25 protein-coding genes are annotated in these 22,827 nt (G+C 57.7%); 17 read left to right on the top strand and 8 right to left on the bottom strand.

Annotated features, from left to right (window positions below; all coding sequences use genetic code 11):
• Nucleotides 1-825 precede the first annotated feature (825 nt).
• On the bottom strand, nt 826-1,473 hold the full coding sequence (locus BTHE68_RS31960; RefSeq protein ID WP_162070277.1) for a LysE family translocator: 648 nt from the start codon (nt 1,471-1,473) through the stop codon (nt 826-828).
• A 103-nt stretch (nt 1,474-1,576) separates the two neighbouring features.
• On the opposite strand from BTHE68_RS31960, the gene BTHE68_RS31955 reads away from it, so the two are divergent.
• The 5 genes from BTHE68_RS31955 (at nt 1,577) to BTHE68_RS31935 (ending at nt 4,236) form a co-directional block, all read left to right on the top strand.
• Nucleotides 1,577-2,428 (top strand): LysR substrate-binding domain-containing protein, encoded by an 852-nt coding sequence (locus BTHE68_RS31955; RefSeq protein ID WP_162070276.1) that lies wholly within the window; start codon nt 1,577-1,579, stop codon nt 2,426-2,428.
• Nucleotides 2,429-2,524: 96 nt separating this feature from the next.
• On the top strand, nt 2,525-2,965 hold the full coding sequence (locus BTHE68_RS31950; RefSeq protein ID WP_162070275.1) for a hypothetical protein: 441 nt from the start codon (nt 2,525-2,527) through the stop codon (nt 2,963-2,965).
• On the top strand, nt 2,962-3,264 hold the full coding sequence (locus tag BTHE68_RS31945) for a cyclic-phosphate processing receiver domain-containing protein (RefSeq protein WP_162070274.1): 303 nt from the start codon (nt 2,962-2,964) through the stop codon (nt 3,262-3,264). The genes BTHE68_RS31950 and BTHE68_RS31945 overlap by 4 nt, the downstream gene beginning before the upstream one ends.
• A gap of 10 nt (nt 3,265-3,274) precedes the next feature.
• Nucleotides 3,275-3,994 carry a hypothetical protein gene (locus tag BTHE68_RS31940; RefSeq protein WP_197919769.1) on the top strand — a complete coding sequence of 240 codons (720 nt, stop codon included), beginning with the start codon at nt 3,275-3,277 and terminating at the stop codon, nt 3,992-3,994.
• 14 nt (nt 3,995-4,008) lie between these two features.
• Nucleotides 4,009-4,236 carry a hypothetical protein gene (locus tag BTHE68_RS31935; RefSeq protein WP_162070273.1) on the top strand — a complete coding sequence of 76 codons (228 nt, stop codon included), beginning with the start codon at nt 4,009-4,011 and terminating at the stop codon, nt 4,234-4,236.
• Nucleotides 4,237-4,446: 210 nt separating this feature from the next.
• Here BTHE68_RS31935 and BTHE68_RS31930 read toward each other — a convergent pair whose 3' ends face one another.
• A complete protein-coding gene (locus BTHE68_RS31930) occupies nt 4,447-4,950 on the bottom strand; it encodes a hypothetical protein (RefSeq protein WP_162070272.1) in 504 nt (167 codons plus the stop codon).
• 426 nt (nt 4,951-5,376) lie between these two features.
• On the opposite strand from BTHE68_RS31930, the gene BTHE68_RS31925 reads away from it, so the two are divergent.
• Nucleotides 5,377-5,568, top strand: a complete 192-nt coding sequence (locus BTHE68_RS31925; RefSeq protein WP_035505908.1) for a hypothetical protein — start codon at nt 5,377-5,379, stop codon at nt 5,566-5,568.
• Nucleotides 5,569-5,741: 173 nt separating this feature from the next.
• Here BTHE68_RS31925 and BTHE68_RS31920 read toward each other — a convergent pair whose 3' ends face one another.
• From BTHE68_RS31920 to BTHE68_RS31905, 4 genes are all read right to left on the bottom strand, one after another.
• Nucleotides 5,742-6,014, bottom strand: coding sequence for a hypothetical protein (locus tag BTHE68_RS31920; RefSeq protein WP_062253099.1), 273 nt, complete (start codon nt 6,012-6,014; stop codon nt 5,742-5,744).
• Nucleotides 6,015-6,228: 214 nt separating this feature from the next.
• A complete protein-coding gene (locus BTHE68_RS31915; protein WP_162070271.1) occupies nt 6,229-7,188 on the bottom strand; it encodes an SOS response-associated peptidase family protein in 960 nt (319 codons plus the stop codon).
• A 37-nt stretch (nt 7,189-7,225) separates the two neighbouring features.
• Nucleotides 7,226-7,570 carry a hypothetical protein gene (locus BTHE68_RS31910; protein WP_162070270.1) on the bottom strand — a complete coding sequence of 115 codons (345 nt, stop codon included), beginning with the start codon at nt 7,568-7,570 and terminating at the stop codon, nt 7,226-7,228.
• A gap of 8 nt (nt 7,571-7,578) precedes the next feature.
• Nucleotides 7,579-7,797: an AbrB/MazE/SpoVT family DNA-binding domain-containing protein gene (locus BTHE68_RS31905; protein WP_162070269.1), complete on the bottom strand. Its 219-nt coding sequence runs from the start codon at nt 7,795-7,797 to the stop codon at nt 7,579-7,581.
• Nucleotides 7,798-7,950: 153 nt separating this feature from the next.
• On the opposite strand from BTHE68_RS31905, the gene imuA reads away from it, so the two are divergent.
• The 3 genes from imuA to BTHE68_RS31890 are packed head-to-tail and all read left to right on the top strand — an operon-like array spanning nt 7,951 to nt 13,213.
• The gene (gene imuA / locus BTHE68_RS31900) at nt 7,951-8,664 is read left to right on the top strand and encodes a translesion DNA synthesis-associated protein ImuA (RefSeq protein WP_162070268.1); all 714 of its coding nucleotides are present in this window, start codon (nt 7,951-7,953) and stop codon (nt 8,662-8,664) included.
• Nucleotides 8,588-10,051 carry a Y-family DNA polymerase gene (locus BTHE68_RS31895; RefSeq protein WP_162070267.1) on the top strand — a complete coding sequence of 488 codons (1,464 nt, stop codon included), beginning with the start codon at nt 8,588-8,590 and terminating at the stop codon, nt 10,049-10,051. Before imuA ends, BTHE68_RS31895 begins: the two co-directional genes overlap by 77 nt.
• A gap of 12 nt (nt 10,052-10,063) precedes the next feature.
• Nucleotides 10,064-13,213: an error-prone DNA polymerase gene (locus BTHE68_RS31890; RefSeq protein ID WP_162070266.1), complete on the top strand. Its 3,150-nt coding sequence runs from the start codon at nt 10,064-10,066 to the stop codon at nt 13,211-13,213.
• 918 nt (nt 13,214-14,131) lie between these two features.
• Here the strand turns inward: BTHE68_RS31890 and BTHE68_RS37305 are convergent.
• Complete coding sequence (locus tag BTHE68_RS37305; protein WP_353622678.1) at nt 14,132-14,515, bottom strand: GNAT family N-acetyltransferase; 384 nt, start codon at nt 14,513-14,515, stop codon at nt 14,132-14,134.
• Between the two features lie 777 nt (nt 14,516-15,292).
• On the opposite strand from BTHE68_RS37305, the gene BTHE68_RS31885 reads away from it, so the two are divergent.
• The 3 genes from BTHE68_RS31885 to BTHE68_RS31875 all read left to right on the top strand — a co-directional run bounded on the left by BTHE68_RS31885 (nt 15,293) and on the right by BTHE68_RS31875 (nt 16,269).
• Nucleotides 15,293-15,484: a hypothetical protein gene (locus BTHE68_RS31885; protein ID WP_035505920.1), complete on the top strand. Its 192-nt coding sequence runs from the start codon at nt 15,293-15,295 to the stop codon at nt 15,482-15,484.
• Between the two features lie 231 nt (nt 15,485-15,715).
• Nucleotides 15,716-15,937: a hypothetical protein gene (locus BTHE68_RS31880; RefSeq protein WP_062254605.1), complete on the top strand. Its 222-nt coding sequence runs from the start codon at nt 15,716-15,718 to the stop codon at nt 15,935-15,937.
• A 122-nt stretch (nt 15,938-16,059) separates the two neighbouring features.
• Nucleotides 16,060-16,269: a dodecin gene (locus tag BTHE68_RS31875; RefSeq protein WP_062254603.1), complete on the top strand. Its 210-nt coding sequence runs from the start codon at nt 16,060-16,062 to the stop codon at nt 16,267-16,269.
• Nucleotides 16,270-16,308: 39 nt separating this feature from the next.
• On the opposite strand, the gene ligD is transcribed toward BTHE68_RS31875, so the two are convergent.
• Complete coding sequence (gene ligD, locus BTHE68_RS31870) at nt 16,309-18,828, bottom strand: DNA ligase D (RefSeq protein WP_162070265.1); 2,520 nt, start codon at nt 18,826-18,828, stop codon at nt 16,309-16,311.
• Nucleotides 18,829-19,096: 268 nt separating this feature from the next.
• On the opposite strand from ligD, the gene ku reads away from it, so the two are divergent.
• The 5 genes from ku to BTHE68_RS31845 all read left to right on the top strand — a co-directional run bounded on the left by ku (nt 19,097) and on the right by BTHE68_RS31845 (nt 22,755).
• Nucleotides 19,097-20,014 carry a non-homologous end joining protein Ku gene (gene ku / locus BTHE68_RS31865; RefSeq protein ID WP_162070264.1) on the top strand — a complete coding sequence of 306 codons (918 nt, stop codon included), beginning with the start codon at nt 19,097-19,099 and terminating at the stop codon, nt 20,012-20,014.
• Nucleotides 20,011-20,853, top strand: coding sequence for a tetratricopeptide repeat protein (locus BTHE68_RS31860; RefSeq protein ID WP_162070263.1), 843 nt, complete (start codon nt 20,011-20,013; stop codon nt 20,851-20,853). Before ku ends, BTHE68_RS31860 begins: the two co-directional genes overlap by 4 nt.
• A 237-nt stretch (nt 20,854-21,090) precedes the next feature.
• Nucleotides 21,091-21,387: a DUF6723 family protein gene (locus tag BTHE68_RS31855; RefSeq protein ID WP_162070262.1), complete on the top strand. Its 297-nt coding sequence runs from the start codon at nt 21,091-21,093 to the stop codon at nt 21,385-21,387.
• Between the two features lie 57 nt (nt 21,388-21,444).
• The gene (locus tag BTHE68_RS31850; RefSeq protein WP_162070261.1) at nt 21,445-22,158 is read left to right on the top strand and encodes a hypothetical protein; all 714 of its coding nucleotides are present in this window, start codon (nt 21,445-21,447) and stop codon (nt 22,156-22,158) included.
• A 282-nt stretch (nt 22,159-22,440) separates the two neighbouring features.
• Nucleotides 22,441-22,755 (top strand): hypothetical protein, encoded by a 315-nt coding sequence (locus tag BTHE68_RS31845; protein ID WP_162070260.1) that lies wholly within the window; start codon nt 22,441-22,443, stop codon nt 22,753-22,755.
• Nucleotides 22,756-22,827 lie beyond the last annotated feature (72 nt).

The raw sequence follows: 22,827 nt of genomic DNA, 5'->3' as shown, positions 1-22,827 counted from the left end.
AGAAGCGTTTACAGGTAAACGCTTCTTCCTGTTTTCACTATGCTTTTGCCGCTAAGTCGTTGTTCTAGAGGGGTAAACACTTCTAATTGCAAGGCCGAAACCCGGCCGCGGTGATGGGCGAATTCTGCGAATTTGCATCCAGAATGACGCCGGAGCGTTACCCCGGGGCCTTGGCCCCGGTCTGCCCTCCGCGTTGTGAGGTCGTCAGAGGCACCAACCGGCCACCTGCTATCCCTCAATCCCTCGCAAACTTTCTGTACCGACGAAGGTACCGTCGAACCGAGACGTATCACGTCTTGGTTCCAGGAAATCTGTGGCCAACACTTCCAGGCTTCCGTCAGGCCATTCACCCAAGTGCTCCCGCAGCCGAGCGGCGATGGTTGACTCGCCGTCACCCGTGCAACCAAATTGACCGCTAGTCTCTGTGTCGAAAATCATCCCGACGCACTGCAGGCAATCTAGTGCGTGCCGCATGCGTTCTAGCATCGCGGGCGCCAAAGACAGCTCGCGAGAGACAAGTTCGACGTCCGTGACGGCATCAGAGAGAAGAAATGCAGCCAGAACGGCCAGTGACCGCCGTTTCCGGACTGCGACTTTGTTTTCAGGTTGGGTGGAGATTGTTGGCGTGGTCATGCCACGTCTAGAGCGCGGCACTTAGCCTTGCTTGCGCCTTTTGTTGGTAACGCGCCGGAGATGCGTACTGCTGTTCGACGACGTTTTCGGTACCAAATCATGAATGGTGCGACCGTGCGAACGGCGGTTCTGGCTCGCTAACTCGAAATCGTCGCGCTCCTACCGCCGACGTCAAGCCAACCCGCGCCGCGCTCAGGAGACGAGGAAAAGTCTCACGGAATTAACACCCAGACTTATTCCAAGTCCAGCCAGCATCGCTCCCATCACCCATCGCTGTGCGAGCAGTAGCGAGGGTCGACCGCTGAGAAAATTGGCAATTCCGCTAGAGCCAACAGCGACAAGCCCATTCGCGAGAGCGAACGCCGCAATCAGCAACGAGCCGAGCATGAGGGATTGGCCCATCACATCATTTCGCGTGTGGTCGATGAACTGCGGCAGCAGCGAAATGAAGAGCATCGCCAACTTCGGGTTCAGCAGGCTCGTTGTCGCCCCCATCGCAAGCAGACGTAGCGGCGGCTCCTGCGTCAACTGACGTACCTGAAACGGTGAACGCCCTCCGGGCTTCACTGCTTGCCACGCAAGATAAACGAGGTACATCGAGCCTGCTGCGCCAAGAACTGCACTCGCACCTGGCACTTTGAGTACCAGCGCCGTGATTCCGAACGCGGCACTGAACATGTAGAAGAGGTATCCCAGCATTACGCCGGCAAGCGAAATCAGGCCGGCGGCGCGCCCTTGCGCGACCGAACGCGACATCACGTAGACCATGTTCGGACCAGGCGTAATGGCGAGCATCCCGCCCACCGCGAGGAATTGGTACATCGACCCAGCGTCTTGCATTGCGCTTCACCTTCAAAAAATCTTGATGAACCGATTGTCGGACCATGCGACCATGAAGAGAAACGAATTAAACTGAGCGCACTCGTCAGATTTTCTGAATAATATGAAGAAGCTCGATTTTGATGTGCTTGAAATGGTTGTGGCGGTTGCGGACTCGGGCTCGTTTGCCAAGGCGGCTCAGACCGTGTTTCGGTCACCCTCTGCCGTCAGTATGCAAATCAAGACAATCGAGGACGCGCTCGGAAAGCAACTGTTCGTCCGGGACACGCGCAATGTCTCAGCAACTGCGGAAGGCAAGAGGCTGGCGGACTATGGCCGTCGGATGCTCGAGATGCGAGATGAGGCGTGGGCCTCCATAGTTCGTCCCGAAGTAGAAGGACAGGTGACGATTGGAGTCCCCGACGACTACGTTTCTTCGTTGCTGCCACAGGTGCTAGCAAAGTTCGCGTTGATGCATCCACGAGTGGATATTCGCGTTATCGGTCTTCCCAGCGCCGCGCTCATGCCAATGGTTGAGGACGGCACCATCGACCTTGCGTGCCTCACGAAGGGAAAGGGAATCGCGGGCGAGTTCATCAGGCATGAGCAGATGGTGTGGACTGGGCCGTCGAAGCGGAAGATTTGGTTGGAGCGTCCGTTGCCAATCGCTGTCTTCGCCGACGGCAGCACTGCCCGCGACCACGCTGTACGGGCGCTCCGCCGAGAGAACATCGCGTTCCGGATGTCGTTTGAAAGCCCGAGTTTCCTCGGCTTGCTTAGCATGGTAGAGGCCGGCCTCGCCATCGCGCCACTGGCCAAATGCAGCATCCCAGCCCATCTCGTTCAACTGTCCGAAAGCGACGGCGTTCCCGCGATGAGCGAGGTCGAGGTCGTGCTTGTCCGCAGTGCCCGTTCCGCACGACCCCCATGTGAATATCTGGCCCAGCAGATTCTCGAGGAATGGAAAGTCGCATGAGGGAAATCGAGACGTCGCTTGTCTCAGTCGGTGGATAGACTCCCCTCCATCAGACGAGCCCCTTCCATCTGCTCGGCAATTGACGGAGAGACAAGCATGGGCAATTCATACCAAGGTCGTTACTGCGGCGTTTGTGACCACGAACTCTCGCACGGCTTCTTCAGCCTGACGAAGCGCAGCCAAACTGTAACGGGCAGCGAGCCTGGTGTCGTCTTGGTTTCAGACGACAACGTGCTGACAGACTTCTGCGGACAGGAATGCGCCGACTACGCCGAAGCGGCCATTTCCTCGACGCTGACGTCCGCGTATCCTACGACCGCCAAGACGGTGCCTTGTTCGCTTTGCTTGCGCGCTGTCGACAGAAATGCGCCGCACGTTTCCGTGAGCATGTCGCAGTTTGAAGATGCGTCAGAGCCGTGGCTCGTTTCTGCGCGAGTTGTCGACGAGCGCGAGCTGGCCGTGTATTGCCGTAGCTGCGCAGAGCCTCGACGCACATCGGAAGCATTCGATATGTCGGAGCTGGGGGTGGCTGTATGAAAGTCTTCCTGGACGACGAGCGCGTCATACCGCAAGGTTGGACGCGCGTGTATTGGCCGCAGGAGGCAATCAGGCTGCTTGAAACAGGGACCGTCGAAGAACTAAGCCTCGACCACGACCTCGGCGACGACTCGCGAGGAACGGGCTACGACGTCATCCTCTGGATAGAGGAAGCTGTCGCGCTTAGAAGTTTCCGGCCGCCAAAAATCTTCGTACACTCTGCAAACAGCGCCGCGCGCGCAAAGATGGAAGCAGGCGTAATGGCAATCGAACGCCTTGTACTCAAACAAAACAAATAACTAGCACCTCATGGACCACCTCGATTTGTCGTTTGACCACCTTTTTGAAACCCGCCAGCAAATTAAATGGTGGCCTTGGGTGGGCAGCGAATTCTCAAGGTCTGCCGTCAAAACGATGCTTCTCGGTGAGAGCGTGTACCGCTGGTCCAAAGGCGAGGCGTTCGACAAGCGATATGCACTGACTTCTGGTCTGCGCGTCACGCACAGTAATCACGCACTCGATTTCGATAAAAAATCTCGCTACGTACGAAATATTGAGCGTGCGATATTTCAACGGCGCAATCCGAGCGACGCCCAGAAGCAGACACTATGGTCTTCCGTTTGTTATCACAACCTTGTGCTCGAAGCCATGGCTTCGGCCAAGCATCGCCCAGAATCGCACCACTACGAGAAGGGATGGGCCGCAGCGTTGGACCTGTTTGATGTATTAGGCATCGAACAATGCCTTGTGTTCGGGGTGGAGTCTGCGAGCGTACTTCGGCTCATAGCAGGCCGAAATGGAATTAGCTGCAAGGTGAGACGCCATCCAACAGAGGTCGGTCGGTTCTGCGCGCGCTCCGGTTCAGTCCACACAGCGACCGGGCGCCCTGTGAAACTGCTCTTCGTGCGACATCCGAGCAGCTTTTTCAGCTGGCGCAAGTGGTCACCAGTGGTGCAAGAGGGACTTCGGTGGGACTATGCTAGCAACGCACCGGTTTGCAAGGACTTACCTAATGGGACCTTCGAGTAGAAGCGGCGCTGCGCATGGAACAAACCAACAGCAAAAACGAAGAAGCGGCTGCCATCGAACGCATTGCGAGCGCTGCCCGGGAAGTGCAGGCTGCCTCCGTGGCACTGGAGGAGCGCTTCAATGCCCCCGACGAGACGGCGCTGCCAACCTTGCCGCTCGCCCGGCTCACAGCAGCAATCGATGAGCTGCAAGCCGCCCGCGACGACCTTGACCAACTGCTCGCTCGAAGGTCCGTTCACTGAACGACGTCCGGTGAGTCCTCTGTAGCCAAGCTGGTCTCTCAGCGCTAAGCCGCAGATTTCCATTGCTCACATTGTCGAAACGCACTGCTTCACCCTTCGACTTGAACGCAAAGGGCCGATAGTCCAACATCTCTTCAGCGCCCATGCATGGAGCGCGGTTCATCTTGACCCGTCCTCGCGACGGTTTTTTTCTGTGCCAAGGGCATGCGCTTACCGCGTCTGCTGGGCAAACGGGTTTATTGGCTGCACTTTCTCGGGCTCCTTCACTTTCTCAAGCATCTGCACCTTGTCCCAGCCCGCCACCATTGACTCCAGGCCCCGCACCACATTTGATTCCAGTGCCTGCAGTCCCGCGTCACCTTGAAAATTCGATTTGAATGCGTGGAGGAGACGATGCTGAAGGAGGCGGGTCACGCACTCGATTCGCTCTCGCGTGTCCGAATCGGTGAACATCGTCGACTGCGGTGAAAACGGGTCGTAGTAAAGCAGATGGGAATACTCGCTGTTCACGGCAACCTTGGGCTCATCACTGACCAGCAATGCGCCAAGCAGTTGAACCGAGCCCTTCATGCCCTTCGGCGTTTTGAAAACCCATAGGCGCATGGGCAAACGCTCCTTGAGTTCAGCAATCTTGGCGCTGTTGGAGCCGAAGTAGCCGAGCTGGCCGCTCTTCAAGTCCTGCTCGAACTTCTGCCAATAGAAAAAGATGTCCATTTCTCGCCTATATGCCCTTTGTCGGTTGTGATGATGTGCGACGACGTAATGGTACCAACAGCGTGCTGCGAGCCCGAAGAGGAGATTTCAGATTCGTCGCGCATACCCCGTACTTATCGTGAGTGACCGGGTCCCGGCGATTAGCAGGGTTGGGCGCCTCTCTCTCCGACAGACACGGCCGGAATGTTTCAGCGTGACCAACAGAAGCTTTGTCGTGTGTCGCAATCAATCAAACACGTCGCCGCCGCGACTTGACATCCTAGAAAGGAGAAATCCAGAATTGTTCCATGTAAACATAAAGTTAGGCCGTCGGTAGTGTCGAAGCTGCGCTTGGCACAGAACGTGGATATGGCTAAGCGAGCGTAAATTCGAACCGCTCAATCAAAATCCGTCCCTTGCCCCACACTACTTTTAGGGTGAATCGAAATGAGCACACTGACTATTGTTGACCTGCATCACGAGGAAGAACTGTCTCGTACTGAGATGGCCCGCGTTGTCGGTGGGCATGATGTGGAAAAAGAAAAAGCGCTCGTTGAACTCTACGGCGTTATCAACTCGATGAACACTTTGGAGAACACGCCCGACCCGGCTCCCGGTCACGTGTCGATGAAACTATAACCATCGAGCCTTGAGAAGGGCATGGGCTTATTCCTTCGAGGAAATGCGTCCCGCGTGGCGTAGCGTCTGCACCGTTACGTCACGTGGCGCTTGCACGCGAAGTTGCACGGCGAAGGCATGAACCCGGGGAAAAACATGAAACCGGCAAATTTAGGAACCGATGGCTTTTGTGGCTAGTCCTCAAACGGGTTGCTAGCGTCTTTCGTTTCGGTACTGAGGTTGTACTCCGCGCGCGCAGCTTTGAGCACGCGCTCGATGTCACGCTCGAAGCCGACTGCGTTCCCGAAGTTGGTCATGTTCCAGTTGCAGCCTGTTTTATCCGGCTCTTGCAACAGGGGCCGCGGCACACGAATCTTCACTCCGTCCTCGACGACTTCTTGCAGTCGATGAATTCGACGGTCGACCTCTTGCTGAAGCCGCGAAGCATTAAGCGTCTTGCGTATCACCCGAGTCTCCTTTCGAATATCTTAGCCGGTCTAGCGCACTAGCGGTGTACCTCGACCTAGGGTCGAGATGCGGCTTGCCTTCAGAAAACGCTCGATTGGTGCATCAGGGAACATCGCCAAACTAAAGCGCGGGAATCACGGTGTCGCGGCAGCCAATGCCTCGACCTCGATGCATTTGCACCGATACCAACACTTTTGTGTGCCCGCTGCCTCGTTACGCTGCACGTCGATGCTCGTAGTACGGCCGGTCCCTGTCATCGAGGATGGCATACATCGCCTTCAAATCTGACGGATTCGGATTGAGCCACGTTCCGATATTCTCAGCTCTGATGGGCACAATACATCGGTCGTGTCCCGCAGCCTCGACTTCAGGCGGCGGCTCGTCCGTGATGGCAGCGAACGACAGTAGGTCTGGTTGGCCGGGCGCGGTCCATTTCGACCAGAGGCATGCGACGTGCATCAACTGGCCGTTGTTTGGGCGAAACTCGAGGACGACGTTCTCGTCTTTCTCATGTGTCTCCAGCAGCGTGCCTTCCATTTTGGCTTTGCTGACGTTCTCGTAGAAGACATCGACGAGTATCAGGCCATGCGTGTAGCCAAAGCACGGCTTCCAAAAACCTTCGAGGTTGTCCCGACGCGCGTTGTAGGTGCCTGGATACTTCACGTCGTAGTTCGCTGGTTTGCCAGCAATTCGGCACTGGTAACGCATCGGCTTGACCATGTACTTGTCGTTCTCCATGACAAGCACGGGTGCATAGGTTGCAGGAAAAATCCGCGAGTCGCGCGGCTCCGCTTCAGTCCGGCTGAGGTCTTCAAGGCGCCGCAGCGAGGATTCGATTTTGTCTGTCGCGATGCGCTTACTCTCGGTGGCGGCCTTCGTTATCTTCGACTGCAACGTGCGCTCGGCATCTGCGAAGCGGGTTCGCTGCTTAAAGACCTCTTGTTCGAGCTTTGTCGTCTGTTCGGCGTTGAATCGGTCGATGGACGCTTTTATTTCGCGCTCAGTGTCGGTTTGCGGGTCGCGGAAACTGTCGTCGACCGCCTTCGGAATCTTCGCTTTGCTGCCCTCGGCTCGTTCGAAGTAAAGGCGCGCAAATTCCTCGATGTCCATGTGTGCACCGAAAGTCTTCACGTACTTGCGATAGTCCGCCTGGATTTGGGCCGAATAGCACATGCGTGGTCTTCCTTGGTCGATTCGTTGGCTGGCCAGCTCAGAGCGATTCCTTGCACAGCTTCATCATCTTCTGGACCACCGTGCTTGCTCGATTGAGCGTCATCTCGCCGGTGAACAGTGCCGGCACGTCGCTCTGCCGAACCGCGATGCCGGCGTCCTGCAACTCGCGCTTTGCAATCTTCAGCGCAAGCTGCCCGAGGAGCACTCGGTCGAGCCAGTCCATCGCCGCGGCGTTTCGCGCGAGCCAGATGCGACAGCTCTCGACAAGATGGTCGATTCGCCACTCATACGTCAGCGTGTGTGACGCAGCGACGGTTGCGACCAGGAAACACAACAGGTCGGCACGCGCGCCTGGAAGTTCGTCAATGTCGAGTCTGTCCATTTTCGCTGTCAGCTACGCCAGGGGTCCATGTCTTCAATATCAACGCGCTTACTGACCTTCACCGACCCGGCTAATTCCCTAATCGACAGGGTTTTCGCTCTGACGAGCACCTCACCGTCGGGCGTGACGTGCCAGTGTAAGCGCGTACCTGGCTTGGCGTTGAGCACCTTTCTGACTTGAGCGGGGACGGTTGTTCGCCCCCTGGATGAAATTGTGGATTCAGCCATAACACAGCTCCAAATCTTGCATCTCCGAGGGATAAGCACTGGCACTGGCGGTCAGCATAATCCTTGGCGCGTCCAGTGACGACCTAAAAGGGGCAATTCACTGCTTCGGATTTTGAGTTACGATACTGTACAAATATACAGTGTTTTCTTGAAATGGCCCCCTTGCCCCAACACATCGAGTCGATTCATCCGAGCCTCTGGCGCGGGTCTCAGCTCGCCCGTGCATACGGCAGGACAGTCGACACTGGCTATGCGGCCCTGAGTGCCGAGCTGCCCGGTGGCGGCTGGCCACTCGGAGCGTTGGTGGAGTTGCTCCTCCAGCAACCGGGGATAGGCGAGATGCGGTTGTTGAGGCCAGCACTCTCCGAGTTGAGCACCCGACCGGTGGTGCTTTTGCAGGCACCGCACGTTCCTAACGCCTTGGCGTTTTCGTTTCTCGGGCTGCCGATGAACAAGCTGATGAGACTGCGAGCGTCGAAAACGGCGGACGCGCTCTGGTGCGCCGAGCGCGTGCTTCAGGCCAAAACCTGCGGCGCCCTCGTGTTCTGGCAGCAGCACATCCGGGCCGAGGCACTGCGACGGCTTCACCTCGCAGCGCAGGCGACGGAAACCTTGCTGGTGTTAATCAGGCCGCTGGCCAGCGCTCAAGACGCATCGCCGGCGACGCTCCGATTGGGAGTCAGACCGGCTGACGGCGGCCTCGTCGTCGATGTTGTAAAGCGACGAGGCCCGACACGAACCGAAACATTGTCCGTCGCCCTGCAACCGTCACCGATTCTGCTCAGCCCTTATGGCCGTGTTCGTCGCCATCTTCCTGCCCCGGCTTTCGCTGGAGGTGTTCCGTCCGCGGTGGTCACCGCCGACTGAGCACGGGTGCGTCGTGCTGGAGCGCGACAAGGTGATTGTGATGGACGCAGTAGCGCGGGAAGCTGGTGTGCTGCCAGGAATGAAGCGGGGCGGAGTGACAACGCTTTCGCCTGACGCGGCGGTCTACGACCGAAATGTTGAGCGCGAGCGGGAGATGCAACGCGAAGTCGCTTTCGGGTTATTGCGCTTCTCGCCGCAGGTTGCTCTTTGCGACGAAGAAACCATCGTAGTCGACGTGACGGCGAGCCTGCGTCTGTTTGGCGGCATCCGTAGTATCTGTTCGCAGTTGCGAGGCGTCGTCAAGTCGATAGGCGTGACGGCCCGCATGAGCGTCGCACCAACCGGGCAAGGCGCATGGCTGCTGGCAAAGCGAGGTCGATGCCGCGTGCTCAAGATGCGCTCGCTCGAGCGCAATCTCGATGCGCTTCCGTTCATGGTCGTGCAAGAGGTTCGCGCCTACGCGGATTGGTTTCAAGGTCTCGGCTGCCGAGCATTGAGTGACATCCGGCGCCTTCCGCGCGCAGGGCTAAAGAAGAGGTGCGGTGTGGATTTGCTCGACTCTCTGGACCGTGCCTATGGTCTTTCGCCCGAGTTGTATCAGTGGCTCGAAGTGCCCCCAACCTTCAGCGCCCGAACCGAACTGCCCGACCGCGTCGAACACGCCGAAGCCGTGCTTTTCTCCGCGCGGCGCCTCATCGTGCAGCTTTGCGGTTGGTTGAGCGCGCAGCAACTCGCGCTGACACACGCCACTGTATCCCTCGAGCACGAACGCGGCCGACAAGCCGTCGAGCCCACCATTCTTGAAATCGCTCTTGCAGAGCCGACCTGGCATGAAGAGCACCTCATGCGCTTGCTCAAGGAGCGGCTCGGGCGCACTGAACTGTCGGCTGCTGTGCTTGCCGTTCGACTGACGGCCTCCAAAGTAGAGCCGGCAGAGCCGCCGAGCGACTCGCTGTTTCCTGACCCTGGCGGGTCTTCCGAAGACCACAATCGCCTCATCGAACTCCTTGTTGCGAGACTTGGTGCAGAGAACGTGTTGCGGCCGGCGCCGACCTCCGACCACCGGCCGGAGCATGCAAATCGTTGGGTGCCGGTTCAGGATGAAGCGAAGCCAACCATACCGCCGGTAGGACTACCGCGGCCAACCTGGTTGCTCGACGAGCCCGTTCGCCTCATGGTGAAGAACCATCGACCGTTCTATGGTTCGCCGCTTAAACTCGTTTCAACTGGCGAGCGCATTGAAGCAGGTTGGCATGACCGCGAACTGGTTACCCGCGACTATTACGTCGCCGAAGCGGCCGACAAGAGCTGCTACTGGATTTATCGCGAACGGCCGAGCGTGACGTCGGAAGAAGTGCGCTGGTTCCTCCACGGCTTGTTTGGGTAAGCAGGTGTCGTCGTGGACTTCCCCTCGTTGGCGTTGCCGGATTACGCGGAGCTATTCGCGTTCACCAACTTCTCTTTCCTCCATGGCGCCTCCCATGGCGAGGAACTGGTGTTGCGTGCTTCGCAGCTCGGCTATTCGGGGCTTGCCATTACCGATGAGTGTTCCCTCGCGGGAGTAGTCCGCGCTCACGTGCAGGCGAACGAGGAAAAGCTTCCGCTCATCATCGGGTCATTCTTTCAGCTTGTGAACGCGGACAAGAGTCCAGCGTTTGGTCTCATCCTGCTTGCCCAGAATCGCAACGGCTACGGCAATCTCTCCGAGCTCATCACGTTAGGGCGCATGCGGGCAGCCAAGGGCGAGTACCTGCTGACGCCGCACGATATCTCAAGGCCCGAGAGAGAACATGCGCACTTGAGAGGCATGCCGGACTGCCTCGCTATCCTAGTGCCCGACTTCCCTGCAAAAGAAGACGCGCTCGCTGTGCAACTCGAGTGGATGACCGACGTTTTTGCTGAACGCGCCTGGGTGGGCCTCACGTTGCACCAGCGCGCGATGGACGACATTCATCGCGGTGCCGTCGAGTTCGTGGCGGACCAGTACCGGGTACCGGTCGTAGCGACAGGAAACGTCGTCATGCACGTGCGCTCAAGGAAGCCGTTGCAGGACACGATGACGGCGATTCGAATCGGAAAGCCCGTCGCAGATTGTGGCTATGACCTCGCGCCGAACGCGGAAGGACATCTTCGGTCGCGACTGCGTCTTGCGAATCTGTATCCACCGCACACGCTCTCGGAGACGCTCAATATTCTTGAGCGATGCAATTTCTCATTAGATGAGCTTCGATACGAGTATCCGAATGAGCTCGTGCCAGAAGGCTTTACGCATGAAGCTTATCTACGGCAGGAGACCTACATCGGCGCGCATCGAAGGTTTCCGGCTGGCATCCCGCATGCGGTGCAAGAGCAAATCGAGCATGAGCTACATCTCATTCGGGAGCTCCAGTACGAGGCTTACTTCCTCACGGTCTACGATATCGTCCGTTTCGCTCGCAGTCAGCACATCCTCTGTCAGGGCCGCGGGTCAGCTGCGAATAGCGCTGTTTGTTATTGCCTCGGCGTAACCGAAGTCGACCCGTCGCGCGGCAATATGCTGTTCGAGCGATTCATCTCGAAGGAGCGTGGTGAACCGCCGGACATCGACGTGGATTTCGAGCATCAACGGCGTGAGGAGGTCATTCAATACATCTACCGGAAGTATGGGCGCGACCGAGCCGCGATTGCGGCGGCGGTTTCGACGTATCGTCCGCGCGGCGCGCTTCGTGAAACCGGCAAAGCGCTCGGCATCGACCCACAAATCGTCGACAAGGTTGCAAAGTCGCATCAGTGGTTCGACCATTCGCAGGACCTTCTTCGACGATTCGCGGAGTCAGGCCTGGACCCCGAAAACCCGCTCATCGGATTGTGGGCGACGTTGGCAGCGCAAATCCTCAACTTTCCGCGCCATCTGTCGCAGCACTCCGGCGGCTTCGTCATCAGTCGCGGAAAACTCACGCGTCTTGTACCCGTCGAGAATGCGGCGATGGCGGACAGGTCGGCGATTCAATGGGACAAGGATGACCTGGAGGCGCTCGGTCTTCTGAAGATTGACGTGCTCGCGCTGGGTATGCTGTCGGCGATTCGCCGCACCCTTGACATCATCTCAGAGCAACGCGGCGAACGCTTCGAGATGCAGGACATTCCGGCAGAGGACAAGGCAACGTACGACATGATTTCGCGCGCCGATACGGTGGGCGTCTTCCAGATTGAGTCACGCGCACAGATGAGCATGCTCCCTCGCATGAAACCGCGAGAGTTCTACGACCTGGTCATTGAAGTGGCCATCGTGCGACCGGGCCCGATTCAGGGCGGTGCAGTGCATCCCTATCTGCGACGCCGGCAAGGAATCGAACCGGTCACATATCCAAGCGAAGCGTTGAAGGTCGCCCTCGGTCGAACACTCGGCGTGCCCATCTTTCAAGAGCAGGTCATGCAAGTCGCCATCCTGGCCGCTGGCTTCACGCCCGGCGAAGCGGACCAGCTCCGCCGAGCCATGGCAGCATGGAAACGCAAGGGTGGCCTCGACCGCTACTACGACCGCATCGTCAACGGCATGATGGAGCGAGGGTATGAACGTGATTTTGCTGAGTCAATCTTTCAGCAGATTCATGGCTTCGGCGAGTATGGCTTCCCTGAGAGTCATGCTGCATCCTTCGCGTTGCTCGTCTACGCGAGCAGCTGGCTGAAATGCCACGAGCCGGAGGCATTCCTCGCCGCGATGCTGAATAGCATGCCGCTTGGGTTTTACTCGGCTTCGCAGCTCATCCAGGATGCGCAACGACACGGCGTAAAGGTCCTTCCAGCAGACGTCACAATCTGCGGCTGGGATTCGGTTCTCGAGTGCCATGATGCTCGAGCGAAGCCAGCAGTTAGACTCGGTCTGTCTCTGCTAAAGGGAATGAAGGATGGCGCCGCCGAGCGCATCGAAGCCGCAAGAGCAGTTCAGGTGTTCTCAAGCGTCAGTGATTTGGCAAAACGCGCTCAGCTGGACAGGAAAGACCTCCAGGTTCTTGCGGCCGCGAATGCACTTTCATCACTGGCTGGCAATCGCCGCGAAGCGCTCTGGCAGTCGGTCGCCGCTGTGCCAGACCGCGACCTTCTCCTCGATGCGCGGGTAGATGATGGAACGCCCGCGCTCGGCGCACCGTCCGAAGCGGAAGACATCATTGCTGACTTCAACTCAATGAGTCTCACGCTCGGCCGTCACCCGCTTTCGCTCTTGCGGCCAACTCTTCTTGAACAACGTCTCATGCCTGCGTCAACGCTTATGACTTATCCGAATGGCCGGCTCGCTCGCGGATGCGGACTCGTTACTGTGCGTCAACGGCCAGGTACGGCAAAGGGCGTTATGTTCGTGACTATCGAAGACGAGACAGGAAACGTGAACGTCATCGTTTGGCCTTCTCTGCTCGAGAAGTTTCGGCGTGAAGCGCTCGGTGCGGCGCTACTTGCGGTGTACGGGACGTGGCAGTGCGAAGGCGAAGTACGACATCTCGTTGCGCAGAGACTCGTCGACATGTCTCACTTGCTCGGCGGGCTCACTACGGTGAGCCGCAATTTCTGCTGATACATACTGGCGTAATCAAGCGGTTTATGGCAACTGGACAACGCCCGACTGCGTGCAGCTGCGCCTCTTCCAAAATTTTTGAGCTGCCGAGCAAGATTGTGCTAGCAAGCTCCCGCGCGCCCTCTAAGTGCGCCGGCGCAATCGACAAAAGTCGGTCAAACTTGCTTTGTATATCTCCGACGTCACCTTGCTCCGGAAAAGTCATCAACTTTACCCTTTTGGCATGGGAAAATAGCCGACCGGTGGGATGGAGAAGGTGGGGTTAACATGTTGACGAATGAGGGCGCTGATGACGCCGAAATCATCATTCGACCTGCCCCAGGTGGGGTCTGGCGTGTAGAGTTTCCTCGTAAAGGCGGCGTCTTTGTCAGGGAAGCAAACGACCAGGACGAAGCGTTGTCGCTTGCACGACAATTACGCCCAAAAGCTCAAATTCGGCTTCTGCCCGCGGAAGAGTCCTCAGAGTCGCTGCATGATGAGTTGCCCCTCTCGAACAAGCGACGAGGAGCTGACGATTTTGCGTAGAAGAACCGCATGAAAGGTTTCTACGGCATCAGGCTCGGGTAATGCTGAATGTGGTTAGCTCTCATTCTCGAAGGCTGACCATGAAAATAACTATTACAGCCCACACTGCCGCGGAGAGTGGGGACAAAGAGTCGCACCGTTTCCACTTTCTCGTAGAGGATGACGGTACCGAGGCTCGGACGGACTCAATCACTCTCCGCACTGCTCGCGTGTTCGTCCGCGAACTAGCCAATCACACGGGGCTGGACGCGATGATGCGGAAAATTGTCGCGACGTCAGAGAGTGAATACGGAACCCTGATTGGCGCTTGGTTCGAAGGCCGTTAGCCGACCCTTACTGGTTCGATTGGTCGAGGACCTGTGCCTGAAACTGCTGCACGGGAAGCTAGCGTGGCTACACCACGTTTTTCCCGAGAAAAAGGCGCTGCTCCGGGTCGAGGTCCGCGCTGGTGGAAATAGCCGGCTCGAATCCCGTGCGCCAGAAGAACCGCTTCCCCGACCGGTTCGTTCTCGACATTTCGACCATGAGAGTATGGTAGCCAGCTTTTGCGGCATTCGACTCCAATCCCGCCAACACAGCTCTTCCGATGCCAGCGTTTGGCATTCGACTATATATGCAGACGAGCTCAGCGACACCGAAATCGAGCCGCCTGTATGCCCCACAACCAATAGCCTCACCCTTCACTGTTCGAGCGATAAGAAAACGCCCTCGGGCGGAGCTTATTTCACTTTGCGAGAAGCGTGACTTTGCGCTGGCGCCCGAATAGAGGGCTTGCATTGCTGCCATTTCGTCGAGTAGCACACGCCCGTCGTAGGACCATATGCCTTCTCGTTGAACGAGCACAGTCAGGGAAGCAGATGTCATACGAATGTCCAGTGGCGGTTGTTCCCGTCAAACAGCAAGAAGAGAGCCACAGACACCTGTCAGCAGGAGAATTCCAGGTTTCTCTTGTTCGGACGGCATCTGACGTGACTCCGAGTGCGAGTCGAACTGGGCCGGACAACGCCTCTTTCGGCCGGTCGAATTCAATGCGGTAACCATGCGAGCACAATGGCCGAATCCAAGCATTTGCTTTTAGACTTTGCGGTCAAATACACCGGTCGTGGTCGGAAAGTATGGAAATGATTTTTAAACTCGTATGGGCGAGGTTTTGCGTGCAACAATGAACACACGGAGCCGGCATCCAGGTCAAGAGCGTAGAAATCGTGCGAACACTAAGGGCGCGCACGACGTTGCAAGTCATTCGCACTTGCGATATCGGCGGCTGGCGCATCAAATCTCCTCGCAATGCCGGGGGCATCGGCTGCCGTCGTTAGCCCCAGACCTATCGCGTTGAAACGTGCCCGGCGGCTACAGTCTTCCGCACATACTCGCGTCCGTCTGGTAGCGCAGTAAGTCAGGTGAGCAGCGACAGGGGCTATGGCGCTTTTCCAAGGCAGATGCGACTACGGGCCCGAGTCGCGAAACAAAATCCTTCCTTCCTTCCGAATAGGCCGAATTACTGGCAGACCCGTCGAACATCGCGACGGCGTTTGGCGCTTTCGAGGGCGCACGATGGCCACAAAAAATCAGCAAGCCTTTCCATGCGTCGTTGTCCGCAAAGAAAGCGGCGGCGTCTGGAGCATCGCGTTGCCTCACGCCGAACGGCCAGGCGACCAATTCATCACATTCGCGAAGGATGAGGAAGAGGCCGTCTGGCTCGCGGCCCTGCTTCGCCAAGGGATGGAAGTACAAATCGTCGATTAAGACGCGTTCGCCTCGGCAGGACGTTTGCATGCTGCTCGTCGTGGCGCGCTTGTGCCCTCTTTTGACACTCGATACCATGCCATCTGCTACTGCAAACTCGAGGACCAGGCGGTGCCGCGGCCGCTTCGATAGGAACGTCAGTGGCCACTCTGCAAGAATCTGAATCCAACCCCCGCAGCAAAGGTACGGTAGTTGCTGTCCAGCGTTCGTCATCTACTCAAGGAGCAAACTATGGCTGGCGATACTGCATACAAACCAGGCGAGCGCGTGAAAGTATCCGGTATCTATTCTGTCGTCCATGACGATGGCAAAGATACGTTCGAGGTGACCTGCGTAGAGGGCGAACACTTCCCACCGACCCGCAGCGGCAAGGGAGCGCATTTCGAGTTGAAGTACGCCGCGACTCACTCGCACAAGCACGACGAGCTGAAGGGCACGGAAGCTCGCAGCTAGCTCGACAAAGGGCTTCGGCGCCTCTCCGTTTGACCGCATGCAGTGACGGTCCAAGGCCCAGTTCTATATCGAAGTCAGCACAACCACCAACTGTTAAGGCACGTAGTGTCTTGGGAGCACGTATGTCTGACCATGTTTACAAACTTATCGAAATCACTGGCTCCTCACCCGAGTCGTCCGATAAAGCAGTCGAGGTTGCGCTTCAGAAAGCATCGGTGACCGTGAAGAACATCGAGTGGTTTCAGGTGACGGAAACCCGAGGTCATATGGAAGGCGGCAGGATTGCACATTGGCAGGTAACCCTGAAAGCAGGGTTTCGCGTGGACGACTGAAGTGCCGTTGTAGATTTGAAGCGACCAGCTGAATCAAGTCTACGGCAGTCGCTTCATCGCTCGGGTCAGCAACTGTTTTGTCGACCAGTATTCGGCCCATGGGTCGCCAGATTGGAAGCTCAGATACTCGCGTGCCGTTTGCACAGTCCACTGAGCGCCGCTCTTGAGGTCAGCAAGTTGTTCCCAAGCAACTGGCATCGAGACCCCCATACCTGGTCGAGCGCGAGCAGAGAAGGCTGCAGCAGTTGTCTGCCCCTTCCCGTTGCGCAAGTAGTCGACATAGATTCTTCCAAGCCGATTCGACGGTCCAGAAATCGCAGAGAAGCGTTTGGGAATCGTCTTCGCGAGATGCACAACGAATGTCTTTGAGAATGCCTTGACTGTCGTATAGTCCAACCGCGCAGCAAGCGGCACGACCACATGTAGGCCCTTACCGCCGCTTGTTTTCAACCACGCGCGCAAGCCCAACTCCGACAGCAGCAAGCGGACAAGTTGAGCGGCTTCCTGGACGTGACTCCATTTAACGCCTTCGCCAGGGTCGAGGTCGAAGATGACCCGGTCGGGCGCATCAAGGCGTCGGACTACCGAGTTCCATGTATGAAATTCGATGGTATTCATCTGCGCGGCGGACAGCAGCGCGTCGACAGTATCGACCGTCAGCAATGGCGGATGCTTTGGCCACAATTCTCGGTCGTGCGCCTTAAGCCCAGGCATCGCGGTGCGTTCAGCGTGCTTCTGGAAGAACAGATTGCCGGCGACACCATCAGGCGCGCGCACGAGGGCAACGGGCCTGTCTTTCAGGTGGGGCAATATCCGCTCTGCGACGCTGGCGTAGAACCGAACAAGGTCAGCCTTCGTGACCGACGCTGACGCGTCAATCACGCGCTCAGGGTGCGTTATCTTCAGTTGAGGAAAAGGCTCAGAGGCCTGCGTCGTTCCGCCTTCTCGGACTACGCCACGAGCGTCCTTATCGAGACGCAAGCCCATGAACGACGCTTGACGAATCACTTCATCGGCGGTCCACTCAGTGAACTCGACCTCCGCGACTAGGATAGGCTTTACCCATCTCTCACTCCCCGCTGCGCGCTTTGACCATCGACCCGGTTTCTTGAGGGGCGTGTTAAAGGGTGTTGCGTCGACTTCGAGCGGCGTAAGTTGCTTCCAGAGGTCGCGCGCAGTCTTCGAATCCCAACCAGTTCCGACACTCCCTGCGTCATGAAGCTTGCTTCCCACGTAATAGCCGAGCAGCAAGCTGCCGACCTCTCCGTCGTTGCCGCCACGCGCCGTCATGCCACAGATAACGAGTTCCTGTCTCAGCCGAGCCTTCGCTTTCAGCCAAGTTTGCGTACGCCCCGACTCATAGACTGCATTGCGCCGCTTGAGCATCAGTCCTTCCAAACCAAGGCCTGTCGCAGCTTCGAATATCTGCGCTGGCGGAGCGTCAAAGTCCTGGCTGTACAGCAGCCGCTCTCCTGCGTTTTCAACAATCGGTGCAAGCAACGCACGCCTTGACCACAGCGGCACTTTTCGCAGGTCTTTGCCGTCGAGAAACATCACGTCGAAAAGAAAGTAGAGGATGTCCTTGTTCAATTGCCCATCAACCGCGTTCTGGAGAGCGGAGAAACTCGGGATACCGTTTTTCAACACGACGATTTCGCCATCCATCCATGCGCTGGATAGCTGTAATTCTTTGAGTTCGGCTACGAGCAGCGGGAATCGAGTCGTCCAATCATGACCGTTGCGGGTAAGGAGCTTCACTCTCTTCTTGTCGACTCGCGCTAACAGGCGGTACCCATCGAGCTTGGACTCCACTATCCACTCGCCGCCTGCTGGCAGTGAGGGCGCGAGCGTCGCAAGTTGCGGTTCAAGCTTAGCCGGCAGTGACGCCGTCACTGCAGCTGAGAGGTCAATCTCCGGAGCTTCGGCGCGCGGACTTCGGGGAGTGCGCGGTTCGCGTTCTTCGACAGGTCCAAGGGGATTCGCGATGACGCTGTCGGGGAGTGCCTTGATGACGTCGTATTCGGCGAGCGGACGCGCCCACGCATCGCGTTTCTTGAACATCATCCACTGGTCGGCCTTGTCTCCAGGCTTTGATATCCGTACCAGCTCCCACAAACCGGCGAGCTTTTCACCGTGCAGGCGAAAAATCAATTTTCCTGCTTCCATACCCTTGTCAGCATCTCCGACCGGCTCCCACGTTCCACGGTCCCACACAATGACGGTCCCTGCGCCATATTGCTTGGGAGGGATAGTGCCCTCGAAGCTAGCGTAATCGACGGGATGGTCCTCGACGTGCACTGCCATCTGCTTCTTGGCCGGGTCATAGCACGGCCCTTTGGGAACAGCCCATGAGAGCAGCACGCCGTTGTGTTCGAGCCGGAAGTCATAGTGGAGGCGACTGGCCCAATGCTTTTGCACAACAAAGCTGCAGCCATGGGGTGGCGTTCGGTTTGCCGTACTCGCATTCGATGGGGACGGCTCAGGCGTGGCGGCAAAGTCGCGCTTATTCCGATAGCGCTCGAGTGGCGTAGCCGCTGCATTTTTGCGGGATGAAACCATCGCGGTTTCCCTCGTTTCGATGGGCTGATTACTGCAAATCGCGTGCCGCCAAAGCGACGCGTCGAGCGGCTGACCGCGCTTTGGGGTATGTCGCCGCCATTCCGTCTACGATACTGACGTCAAGTTAACCAAAACCCATGGCTCGGTGCGCGGACGTGGCCCGGCACGTGTAGTGCTATTCTGACCATCCCGCCGCCCGCAAGTCGCGGTCGACGATTCGCTCATGTGGTTACGTCAGGCGAATAATGCCGCCGTCTAGGAGAAGCCCATGGTCGCCCGTTCGATTGCGTCGCTCTCTCTTTCTTTCGGTCTGGTCTCGATTCCGGTCCGACTCTACTCAGCGACGGAGAGCTCATCCGAAGTGCGGTTCAACATGCTTGCGCCAGACGGCTCGCGTGTGAAGCAACAATACGTTTCCGAGAGCACGGGCAAAGTGGTCGAGCGAAGTTCGATGCAGAAGGGGTACCAATTCGAGAAGGACCGATACGTCGTCTTCACCGGTGATGAACTCAAGGCGCTGGAGGAAGGCGCGAGCCACGTTGTAGAAATCGTGTCGTTCGTTCCTGAAAAGTCCGTCGACCCACTCTTCTACGACAAGGCGTACTTCATCGCTCCCGACAAGCGCGGTGGCAAGCCATACAGCCTTCTACAGGAGGCGCTTTCCCGAACTGGCCGCTGCGCGTTGGCGAAGTGGGCGTACAAGGGAAAGACTCGCATTGTCCAAGTTCGTCCGACCCCGGACGGCATGGTCTTCCAGCAGCTTCTGTTTGCAGACGAAGTCCGCTCTCTTAGAGACCTCGATATCGAACATGCCGCGGTGTCTGAATCGGAACTGAAGCTTGCAGTCCAAATCATCGAGCAGGGTGCCGAGGACAACTACGACGCATCAGCGTATGAAGACGAAGAGAAAAAGCGCGTCCTGGCTGCCATCGACCGCAAAATTGAAGGCAAACAAATTGTTGCGCCCGAGGCTGGCGAAGCTGCGCCAACTGGCGAAGTGATTGACTTGATGGAAGCGCTGCGCGCTAGTCTCGCGAAGAGCGGCGAGAAGGCGAAGCCGGCAGACAAGCGGAAGACCGCGTCGAAAGCAGCGGAGGAGCCGGTCGTTCCAAAAACTCGCAAACCCGCCGCTCGAGCGCCAAAGGTTGCCGTCGAAACTCCGGCGAAGGTGCGCGCCCGAAAGTGAGCAAGCGCGACGTATCGCACTACGTGTCACTCGCCAAACTTCAATCGATGCTTGGCGTGTCGCGCGGCGTCGTCGATGGCCTCATCGGGTTAGGTCTCGTGACGCCTACACGAGGACCGCGCAACGCCTTGCGCTTCACGTTCCAGGATGTCGTCCTTTTGCGCACGGCATTGCAGTTGCGGACGGCGAAGACCACGCCGCGTAAGCTGCGAGAGGCGCTCGCTCGACTCAAGCGCGACCTTCCTGACGAGCTTCCGTTGTCAGGCATCCGCATCGCTGCCGAGGGAGACGCGATTGTAGTCAAGACAGGACCGTCGCGCTGGGACGCGGTGACAGGTCAGATGCTGCTCGACTTCGAAGTGGCCACGGTCGGAGGCGACGTCGTGCTCTTCGACGCGACGCCTGGGCGCAAGAGCACAGAAGCTGCGCAGGCACAGGAACGATACGAATTGGCTGAACAGTTGCTTCCGGCTGACCCGGGCGCTGCTGAGCGGAACTACAGGCGCGCCATCGAGCTGTCTCCCGAGTCCTTTTACGCTGCGTACGTCGACCTCGGCGCCTTGTTGTGCGAGGACGAACATCAATGCGGTGAGGCGCTGCGCGTGTTCGACCAGGCACTAGAGCATTTCCCAAACGATGCAGTGCTGCACTTCAATCGAGCGGTGGCGCTCGACACGATGGGGCGACTTGATGAGGCAAGGACGAGCTATGAGCAGTGCCTGGCGCTAAATCCGGACTACGCCGACGCCCATCACAATCTCGCCATCTTGTTAGACAAGGGCGGCGACCGCCGCGGTCTAATCAGACATATGAATGCCTATCGACGATTGAGCAATTAAGGTCACGGCCACGGCGTGACTCTCCATCAATCGGGTATCAGCCAGCACAGCTATCTGAGCTTCGACGCCGGCTCGACGCGGCATTTCCGTTCTTTCTCGCGCAGCCGAAGCGCTGGGTGCGCTGACAGTTTTTCATCGCGGTTTTCGTCGATGAGACATCATCAAGATGTCAGAAGGGTTGAAAGCCCCGTGGGTACAAACCTTGCTGTTGCTCAGGAGTTTTCTCGGAGTCGCGCTATGCAAAGAGCATCCTCTCGGCGAGCCAAAATTGTTTTGTTTGCCAGCCGCCCAATCGTGAGCCCAGTCGCTGGCAAGACTGAAGACGACTACGCCATCTACGCCTCGTATCGACCGCACCTTACAGGTTTTGTCGGCGTGCTAAAAGTCGTGCGACTGACCGATGCACGTCTTCTCTATCCATTTGACGGCGCTGATGAGATAGGTCCCTTCTCCACGCAAGCCGCAGCTCGGGCAGCAGCGGTCCAACGAGGCGGCGACATTGTGCATGGCGACCTGCAGACTCCGGAACTCTAAAGGAACGTCAACGCCGGCGCGGGATTCATAAGTGTCATCAACCCGACACGCGAGTCGATGAAGCTCGAAGGCATCTACGGGAAATATGACGGACCGCAATTCAATAGTCGAGACCGCTGTCAGGCTCGAAGCGCGTGTTCGAACGGTAGGGACGCCGTCGTTAGGGAAGATGGAATGGCGAACAATGAGGAAGCGAGGTATTTGATTTCGGCGTCGAACGCCAAAGAGAAGGCCGCCCTCTTCCAAGAACTGGCAGGCGGCAAGAGCGTGTTACGGTATAACGACGCGCTGAATGCCGTTGCCGTCGGGTGTGGCTTTGAAGAGTGGCGGGAACTCGTCGTCATTCTCGCGAAGCTTGAGGCTGGTGAGGCATACAGCCTGAACGTCTCTCCAAGGATGCTTGCTGATGACCTGCACGTGGATGAAGAAACTCTTCGCGCGCGTCGGGCCAACCAGCTCGACGCAGTTCGACAATTCATGACCTGTTCCTCGGCGCGTGCAGAAGAACTCGTGAGTCGATGGGCGCTTACTGGGGCCGCCAGCGAGCCCGAACGAGCAGCGGTTGGGGAGCCACCTTCGGCCACGAGCGCTCGTATGACCGGCGTGCCCACTCATCCCAAAGCGAAGCAATCCGCCGAGTCGAGTGCTGACTCCGGTGTTGATTCGTCTAATGACGGCGCGTCGGAGAAAGGCACAAGTGAATCGTCCATCTCACCATCGGCCCCAGTGAACGTGAGCTACAAGCGGCGAAGAGTTGTCTTGCCCCGCTAGGCGGCAAACTCTTTTCTGAACGGGCGGGACGCTCCAGACGCGGGGCCCCACCCACGCGATGTGGAACCTATTGGCTCATTGCGTATTGAGGCTCGGCTTTTTTCGGTGTCTAGCCGGAATCTCCTTCAACGAGTCCGTCGTACACTATTGCTCACATCGTGAATCCTCGGTTGTCTCGGCGAAAAGCAAAATTGCGATGCCGTTTGATATAGCCGACAACGTTGCACCGGAAACTCGCATGTGCTGCGTAGGTCCGAGGTTGAAGTACCTGTGGAGGGCACCATGCTTGAACTTTCCGGTAGTGTCGAGCTCATAGTCACCGAAGTGGAGACGCAAGAGGAAGAACGCCTCGTTCTGACAGCCAAGGACTTCCACCTTGAGAAGCGCTCGATGTTGGACGATGACGTTCTGCGCGAAGACGACGATGATGACTATGTGGCGTACGTAAGCGCGTTAGGGTATGACTTCAAAGCCGTCGCAATGCCCCCGAACAATCTTGAGTTCGAGGACGACCCCGAGGAAGTTCGTGTCGACATTGTTGAAAACAATATCGAATTCGTCGAGCCGCTTGACGACGAAAGTGAAATCGAAGATTAACAGTCGAACCTGAATATTCGACCTGCGCGTACTCCTTCGTACGGCGGACTCGTGCGATTGCCTCGGCTGCGT

This window comes from Burkholderia sp. THE68 (assembly GCF_009938265.1).
In the GTDB taxonomy this organism is placed as follows: Bacteria; Pseudomonadota; Gammaproteobacteria; order Burkholderiales; family Burkholderiaceae; genus Caballeronia.
This window is presented reverse-complemented; position numbering and strand designations above follow the sequence as displayed.

Coding starts and splice junctions, on each gene's coding strand:
- BTHE68_RS31945 (WP_162070274.1), top strand. CDS start 2,962: ATGAAAGTCTTCCTGGACGACGAGCGCGTCATACCGCAAGGTTGGACG.
- BTHE68_RS31885 (WP_035505920.1), top strand. CDS start 15,293: ATGGCCACAAAAAATCAGCAAGCCTTTCCATGCGTCGTTGTCCGCAAA.
- BTHE68_RS31905 (WP_162070269.1), bottom strand. CDS start 7,797: ATGGCTGAATCCACAATTTCATCCAGGGGGCGAACAACCGTCCCCGCT.
- BTHE68_RS31855 (WP_162070262.1), top strand. CDS start 21,091: ATGCAAAGAGCATCCTCTCGGCGAGCCAAAATTGTTTTGTTTGCCAGC.
- BTHE68_RS31880 (WP_062254605.1), top strand. CDS start 15,716: ATGGCTGGCGATACTGCATACAAACCAGGCGAGCGCGTGAAAGTATCC.
- BTHE68_RS31875 (WP_062254603.1), top strand. CDS start 16,060: ATGTCTGACCATGTTTACAAACTTATCGAAATCACTGGCTCCTCACCC.
- BTHE68_RS31950 (WP_162070275.1), top strand. CDS start 2,525: ATGGGCAATTCATACCAAGGTCGTTACTGCGGCGTTTGTGACCACGAA.
- BTHE68_RS31940 (WP_197919769.1), top strand. CDS start 3,275: ATGGACCACCTCGATTTGTCGTTTGACCACCTTTTTGAAACCCGCCAG.
- imuA (WP_162070268.1), top strand. CDS start 7,951: ATGGCCCCCTTGCCCCAACACATCGAGTCGATTCATCCGAGCCTCTGG.
- BTHE68_RS31960 (WP_162070277.1), bottom strand. CDS start 1,473: ATGCAAGACGCTGGGTCGATGTACCAATTCCTCGCGGTGGGCGGGATG.
- BTHE68_RS31930 (WP_162070272.1), bottom strand. CDS start 4,950: ATGGACATCTTTTTCTATTGGCAGAAGTTCGAGCAGGACTTGAAGAGC.
- ku (WP_162070264.1), top strand. CDS start 19,097: ATGGTCGCCCGTTCGATTGCGTCGCTCTCTCTTTCTTTCGGTCTGGTC.
- BTHE68_RS31915 (WP_162070271.1), bottom strand. CDS start 7,188: ATGTGCTATTCGGCCCAAATCCAGGCGGACTATCGCAAGTACGTGAAG.
- ligD (WP_162070265.1), bottom strand. CDS start 18,828: ATGGTTTCATCCCGCAAAAATGCAGCGGCTACGCCACTCGAGCGCTAT.
- BTHE68_RS31910 (WP_162070270.1), bottom strand. CDS start 7,570: ATGGACAGACTCGACATTGACGAACTTCCAGGCGCGCGTGCCGACCTG.
- BTHE68_RS31850 (WP_162070261.1), top strand. CDS start 21,445: ATGAAGCTCGAAGGCATCTACGGGAAATATGACGGACCGCAATTCAAT.
- BTHE68_RS31955 (WP_162070276.1), top strand. CDS start 1,577: ATGAAGAAGCTCGATTTTGATGTGCTTGAAATGGTTGTGGCGGTTGCG.
- BTHE68_RS31925 (WP_035505908.1), top strand. CDS start 5,377: ATGAGCACACTGACTATTGTTGACCTGCATCACGAGGAAGAACTGTCT.
- BTHE68_RS31845 (WP_162070260.1), top strand. CDS start 22,441: ATGCTTGAACTTTCCGGTAGTGTCGAGCTCATAGTCACCGAAGTGGAG.
- BTHE68_RS31935 (WP_162070273.1), top strand. CDS start 4,009: ATGGAACAAACCAACAGCAAAAACGAAGAAGCGGCTGCCATCGAACGC.
- BTHE68_RS31895 (WP_162070267.1), top strand. CDS start 8,588: ATGGCCGTGTTCGTCGCCATCTTCCTGCCCCGGCTTTCGCTGGAGGTG.
- BTHE68_RS37305 (WP_353622678.1), bottom strand. CDS start 14,515: ATGCAAGCCCTCTATTCGGGCGCCAGCGCAAAGTCACGCTTCTCGCAA.